Origin of the sequence: uncultured Campylobacter sp., from assembly GCF_938031315.1 — a bacterium.
In the GTDB taxonomy this organism is placed as follows: Bacteria; Campylobacterota; Campylobacteria; order Campylobacterales; family Campylobacteraceae; genus Campylobacter_B.
In genome coordinates this window covers 1-5881 of record NZ_CALHHT010000281.1, presented here as the reverse complement: position 1 = coordinate 5881, position 5881 = coordinate 1, and the positions used below count along the sequence as shown (strand labels likewise).

At 46.8% G+C, this 5881-nt stretch carries 5 protein-coding genes and 1 pseudogene; 2 read left to right on the top strand and 4 right to left on the bottom strand.

All coding sequences use genetic code 11. The annotated features are described in order from the left end of the window. The 4 genes and pseudogenes from Q0236_RS06970 to Q0236_RS06955 form a co-directional block, all read right to left on the bottom strand. Positions 1–238 (bottom strand): annotated as a pseudogene (locus tag Q0236_RS06970) (hypothetical protein); the annotation flags it as partial. Between the two features lie 158 nt (positions 239–396). After that, positions 397–1137 (bottom strand): basic amino acid ABC transporter substrate-binding protein, encoded by a 741-nt coding sequence (locus Q0236_RS06965; protein WP_297916357.1) that lies wholly within the window; start codon positions 1135–1137, stop codon positions 397–399. 11 nt (positions 1138–1148) lie between these two features. Then, positions 1149–1877 carry an amino acid ABC transporter ATP-binding protein gene (locus Q0236_RS06960; protein WP_297916355.1) on the bottom strand — a complete coding sequence of 243 codons (729 nt, stop codon included), beginning with the start codon at positions 1875–1877 and terminating at the stop codon, positions 1149–1151. Further along, complete coding sequence (locus tag Q0236_RS06955) at positions 1870–2532, bottom strand: amino acid ABC transporter permease (protein ID WP_291940149.1); 663 nt, start codon at positions 2530–2532, stop codon at positions 1870–1872. Before Q0236_RS06955 ends, Q0236_RS06960 begins: the two co-directional genes overlap by 8 nt. 169 nt (positions 2533–2701) lie before the next feature. Between Q0236_RS06955 and putP the strand changes: the two genes are divergently transcribed. Continuing rightward, positions 2702–4210, top strand: a complete 1509-nt coding sequence (gene putP, locus Q0236_RS06950; RefSeq protein ID WP_297916353.1) for a sodium/proline symporter PutP — start codon at positions 2702–2704, stop codon at positions 4208–4210. After that, positions 4203–5525, top strand: a complete 1323-nt coding sequence (locus tag Q0236_RS06945) for a DUF2130 domain-containing protein (protein WP_297916351.1) — start codon at positions 4203–4205, stop codon at positions 5523–5525. The genes putP and Q0236_RS06945 overlap by 8 nt, the downstream gene beginning before the upstream one ends. The last annotated feature ends 356 nt before the right edge of the window (positions 5526–5881 follow it).

The window sequence follows — 5881 nt, the reverse complement described above, 5'->3', positions numbered from 1 at the left end:
CATTCCTATATTGGCCATAGTTTGTAACGTAATAGTTAAAGCCCGGTTTGATAATTTTTTCAATCTCTTTTTTATGAGCGCTTTCAAATTTTTTAATCTCTTTGCTTTTTTTTAGGCAGTCGGGCGCATCTCTAAGCGAGATAATTTTCAAATTTTTTAATTCGCAAGAAAATTCATTCAATGCATTCCAGCGAAATGCAAATAACTTATCGTCTATAAAACGGGTAAATTTAACCACCTTGGTTACGGGTTCCTGAGATTTTGCAGCACAAAAATAGACTAACGCTAGCACGATAAAACATATTTTTTTCATAAGCTACCTCGTTATAAATTAAAATTACGTGAAGCAAATTTATAAATTGGGTATCTAAATTTGCTTCACTCCTCTGCCAATAGCTATTTTAAATTATACTTCTCCAAAAGCTTTTCGTAGCTTCCGTCCTTTTTCATCTCCTCAAGCGCCGCATTAAATTTAGCGACCAGCTCGGGATACTTGCCCTTATCGAATGCGATCGAAAAGCCCTCGCTGCCGTCGGATTCTTTAAAAAATGCGGTTAGATCGTCGTTTTTCTTGAGGTATTCGTAGCCCACGGACGAATCCACGCAAAGCGCATCGATCTTTTTGTTCTTCAGCGACATAACGGCTACAAAGACATTCTCCGTAGCGCTAACTTCGGCACCTTTGATGTCTCTGATCGCAAGCTCTTGAATGGTGCCTAGCTGAGCGGCAAGGCGCTTGCCCTGCAGATCCGCTTTGGAATTTAACGAGCTATCGTCCTTGCGTTTGACATATAAATTTTCGACCTTGTAGTAAGGATTTGTGAAATCGATCGCCTTTTTGCGAGCCGGCGTCGCGCTCATTCCCGAGGCGATCATGTCGATTTTGCCGCTTTTAATCGCAGGGATTAGCCCGTCAAAGCTCATATTTAAAATTTCATATTTCACCCCCGCGCGCTTGGCAAGCTCGGCTACCAAATCCATATCAAAGCCGGTTACTTTGGAGTTTTCATCCACAAACTCAAACGGCGGATACTCGGCGTTCGTGCCCACGATGAGCGTATCTTTGGTAATGTCTTTAGCGACTAGCGAGCCGCAAAGCAAAGCGCCCGCAACTAAAAATCTCATAAATTTTTTCATTTCCCTCTCCTTTAGTGGTTTAAAATTTTATTTAAAAATTCTTTCAATCTCGGATTTTGCGGATTTTCAAATACGTTTTTAGGCGTATCGTCCACAGCGATCTTGCCGCCCTCCATAAAAAAAATCCTATTCGCGACATTGCGTGCAAAGCCCATCTCGTGCGTTACCACAAGCATCGTAATGCCCTCTTTGGCGACCTCTTTCATTATACCTAACACCTCGCCGATCATCTCGGGATCTAACGCCGAGGTAGGCTCGTCGAATAAAATCACGTCCGGATTTACCGCCAAACTTCTAGCGATTGCGATGCGTTGCTTTTGCCCGCCGCTAAGCTTATGCGGATAAGTATAGGCCTTATCACTAAGGCCGACTTTTTGCAGCAGCTCCTCTGCTTTTGCGTAGGCTTGTTCTTTGGTATAGATCCCCGCTTTTATGGGCGCTAGAGTTAAATTTTCCAGCACGTTTTTATTTGCAAAGAGGTTGAAATGCTGAAACACCATACTAACTTTGCGGCGAATTTTATTAATATCAGTGTGCTTATCGGTAATATCCTCGCCGTCTATTTTAATAGTGCCGCCGCTCGGAATTTCGAGCAGATTTAAGCAACGCAAAAAGGTTGATTTACCGCCGCCGCTTGGACCGATGATTGCTACGATATCGCCTTTATTTATGGTCTTTGAAATTCCTTTTAGCACCGATAAATTGCCGTAGGATTTGGTTAAATTTGATATTTCAATCATTGCGGTTTAACCTACTTTCTAGCATTTTTACTAAAAACGAGAAAAATTTCACGCTTGCATAGTAAAGTACTGCGGCAAAAAGTATCGGCTGGACGGTATAAAGCGCAGCCTGCATGCTTTTTGAAAAAAACGTAAGATCGGTGATTGCTACGAGACCCACGACCGAGGTCTCTTTAAATAGGCTAATAAACTCATTCGCAAGCGCAGGCAGGATATTTTTTATCGCCTGCGGAAAGACGATCTCTTTCATCGCCGTGCCGTAGCCTAGACCCATCGCGCGCGCTGCTTCCATCTGGCCGCGATCGACGCTGTTTATACCGCTGCGTACGATCTCCGCGACGTAGGCTGAGCTATTAAGCCCCAGCGCAAAGATCGCAGCTGCGATATTATTGCTCCACGTAGCAAAGATAATAAACACGAACACCATCAGCTGGATAACGATTGGAGTTCCGCGGATGATGTCTACGTATTCGTCGATAATGAAGCTTAAAAATTTATTGTTTAGAAATTTTAAAAATGCCAGCATAAATCCTAATGCGATACCGATCACAATGCCGCCGGAGGTCAAAATAAGAGTGATGCCGTAGCTTTTGGCGTATGAAATTTTTTGCGCTTCGCTCAGTTCGGGATAGGTGAAATAAAGCCCCACGGCGATTACAGTCAAAACAAATACGACCTTTAAAATTTTCTCGTTCAACCAAGGCGCCTTTTTCTTAAAATTTAAACGGCAAGAATACTAAAATTTCGTTAAAATCTGGCTAAATTCCGAAAGTAAAATTTTATTTGAAATAGAGTAAAATTAGCTTTTTTAAAAGGAGGCAACGATGAGCTTTTGGACCTATTGCGCAATCGCGATATATTTCGGCGCGCTTATTTTTATAGGTAGGTATTATTATGACAAGAATGCGAGCTTAAGCGAGTATCTGCTCGATAATCGCCGCCTAGGGCCATTCGTAACGGCACTTAGCGCGGGCGCTAGCGATATGAGCGGCTGGATGCTTTTGGGGGTGCCGGGCGCGATGTTTGCGACGGGGATTTGCAATATCTGGATAGCCCTAGGACTTTGCGTGGGCGCGTGGTGCAACTATAAATTTCTTGCCAAAAGGCTTAGAATTTACACCGAGGTAGCAAGCGACAGCGTCACGATCCCGGATTTTTTAGAAAACCGCTTCAAAGACCACACCAAGACGCTTCGCATCATCTCCGGGCTTTTGATCATCATATTTTTTACGCTCTATGTTAGCAGCGGCATCATCGCAGGCGGCAAGACCTTTGAGAGCTTTTTCGGGCTAAATTTTACATACGGCGCGGTCGCTACGATCTTAATCGTCGTGTTTTATACCTTTTTCGGCGGATTTAAGGCCGTAGCGATCACCGACGCATTTCAGGGCGCGCTGATGTTTGCAGTGCTTATTTTGATCCCTCTGTTTTCTTATCGCGCGCTGCAGATCCCTGCGGACAGTTCCTTTTTGGCGCAGGTACGGCTCTACGGCGCAAGCCATCTCGATCTATTTTACAATCAAAGCTTCTTGGGCGTTTTGGGCTTGCTTGCCTGGGGGCTTGGATACTTTGGGCAGCCGCACATCATCGTGCGCTTTATGGCGATTAGAAGCTCGCGCGAGCTTGATAGCGCGCGCCGCATCGGAATTTCGTGGATGGTGCTAGGTCTAGTAGGCGCCATGCTTAGCGGCCTGATCGGCTTTGTCTATTTTTCGCAAAAAGACCTTAGCATAGACGATCCCGAAAAAATTTTCCTAGAGCTCGGCAAAATTTTCTTTCATCCATTCATCCTAGGAGTCATAATCTCTGCGGTGCTGGCGGCGATTATGAGCACCATCTCAAGTCAGCTTTTGGTAAGCGCGAGCGCGGTTACGAAGGATTTTATCTTTGCGTTTTATAAAAAAGAGGTGAGCGAGCGCACGCAGACGCTAAGCAGCCGTATCGCCGTCGTGATCATCGCCGCGGTTGCCGCGATCTTGGCGTTTGGCTCAAACGATACGGTGCTAAACGTCGTGGGTAACGCCTGGGCGGGATTTGGCGCGAGCTTCGGAGCGGTGCTTCTTTTCAGCCTGTATTCTAAAAAAATGAGCGCGCTCTCGGCTCTAGTGGGTATGCTCGTAGGCGGTATCACGGTCATTTGCTGGATATTATCGGGGCTTTCGGCGGTCGTTTATGAGCTGCTGCCGGGCTTTTGCTTTTCGGCGCTTGCGATACTGCTCGTAAATCGCTACAACTCCGTGCTCGATAAGATGGCGGACGAGCCCAATGCTGCGCAAATTTCGCAGGAATTTGAAAAGATGAAAGAGCAGAGTTTGGGAAGCAAAAATGGCTAACGTAAAGTGCCCGCACTGCGGCTCTTTGATCGATATAGACGAGGCGCTGCAGCGCGATATCAAGGCTAAATTTGAAGATGAAATTTTGCAGCAGAAGCGAAAATGGCAGCAGCAGCAAAACGAAGCCACGATTAAATTTGAAGCCGAGATCGCCGCTAAGCGCGAGGAGTACGCGAAGCATCTGGCGCAGCTGCAAGCGAAGGAAAACGCCTTTGAGCAGCGCGTAAAAGCGGCGACCGATTCCGCGCTAAACAGCGAGCGGGAGAAAATTTTAGCGCTCGCAAAATCTCAGATCGAGAGCGAAAACGCGGCGAAATTTGAAATTTTACAAAAGGAGCTGCAAGAAAAATCGCAAAGAATTTCTGAGCTAAATTTAATAAAGGCGGAAATGGAGGCGCAAAAGCGTAAATTTAGCGAGCTTGAGGCTGAGAATAAAGCCAAATCCGAGATCGAGCTAACCAACCGCGTAAACCAAGAGCGTGAGCGACTAACGAAACAAATTTCGCAGGAAAACGAGCTGAAATTCCGCCAAAAAGATGAGCAGATCCAAAGCCTAATCGGCCAAATAAACGAGCTCAAGCGCCGCTCGGAAGTGGGCTCGCAGCAGCTTCAGGGCGAGGTACAGGAGCTCGCGCTGCAGGAGTATCTGCGGCTAAATTTTCCTTTGGACGAGATAGATGAGGTCAAAAAGGGCGCGCGCGGCGCGGACTGCGTGCAGATGGTGCATACGAGGGAGTTTGCGGGCTGCGGTAAAATTTTATACGAGAGCAAGCGCACGAAAAGCTTCGAGCCCAAATGGATCGACAAACTCAAAGACGATATGATAGGCGAGGGCGCGCAGATCGGCGTTATCGTCACCGAGCAGATGCCGCCTCACAGCCCTAGGCTGCACCAAGCGCCGAGCGATGCTAGCATCTGGATCTGTTCGTTTGAGGAATTTAAGGGGCTTTGCGCCGTCTTGCGCGAACACGTCGTAGCGCTTGCGTTTGCCAAAAGATCGGGTCAAAATCAAGATAGCAAAACGGCGATGCTCTACGACTATCTGACCTCGCCCGAGTTTGCAAACCAGATAAAGACGATCGTATCGGCATTCGTCGGCATGCAAGAGAGCCTAAATAAGGAGCGCAACGCGATGGAGCGCATCTGGAAACAGCGTGAAAAACAGATCGCGCGTGCGCGAGACGGCGCGATCGCGATGCACGCAAGTATCAGAAGCATCGCCGGAAGCGGCGTAGCGCAGCTGGAGGACGTCGATGAAATTTTAAGTCTCGAAGCGATCGCGGCAGAGGGCGAAGCGGACGCGCTTCAAGACTAAGATGGCGACGAGACGCCATAGTGGCGTGTGGACGGATCGCCGTCTGAACGAAAACGCAAGGCGAGCTTGCAGTGCGAGGAGCTGGCGTCGTGAGGTCTAAATTCTATAAAGCAACGTAATATTGGTCTACGGGTAAGCGGTGCTAAAATTTCAAGAAGTAATTGCCGTATGCTTTTGGGTTTGCGAGGTTGGAATTTTGCTTGCGAATTTTATCTTGGCAGAAATATGCCGCACTGTGTAAAGTGGAAATTTCACATGTAAAATTTTAAATTCATAATTTAAGGAAGCGCTTCACGTCGAGAAAATTTGATTTGGAATTTCTGTTTTGTGTCCTTATCGGGAAGATTTTGCGCTAA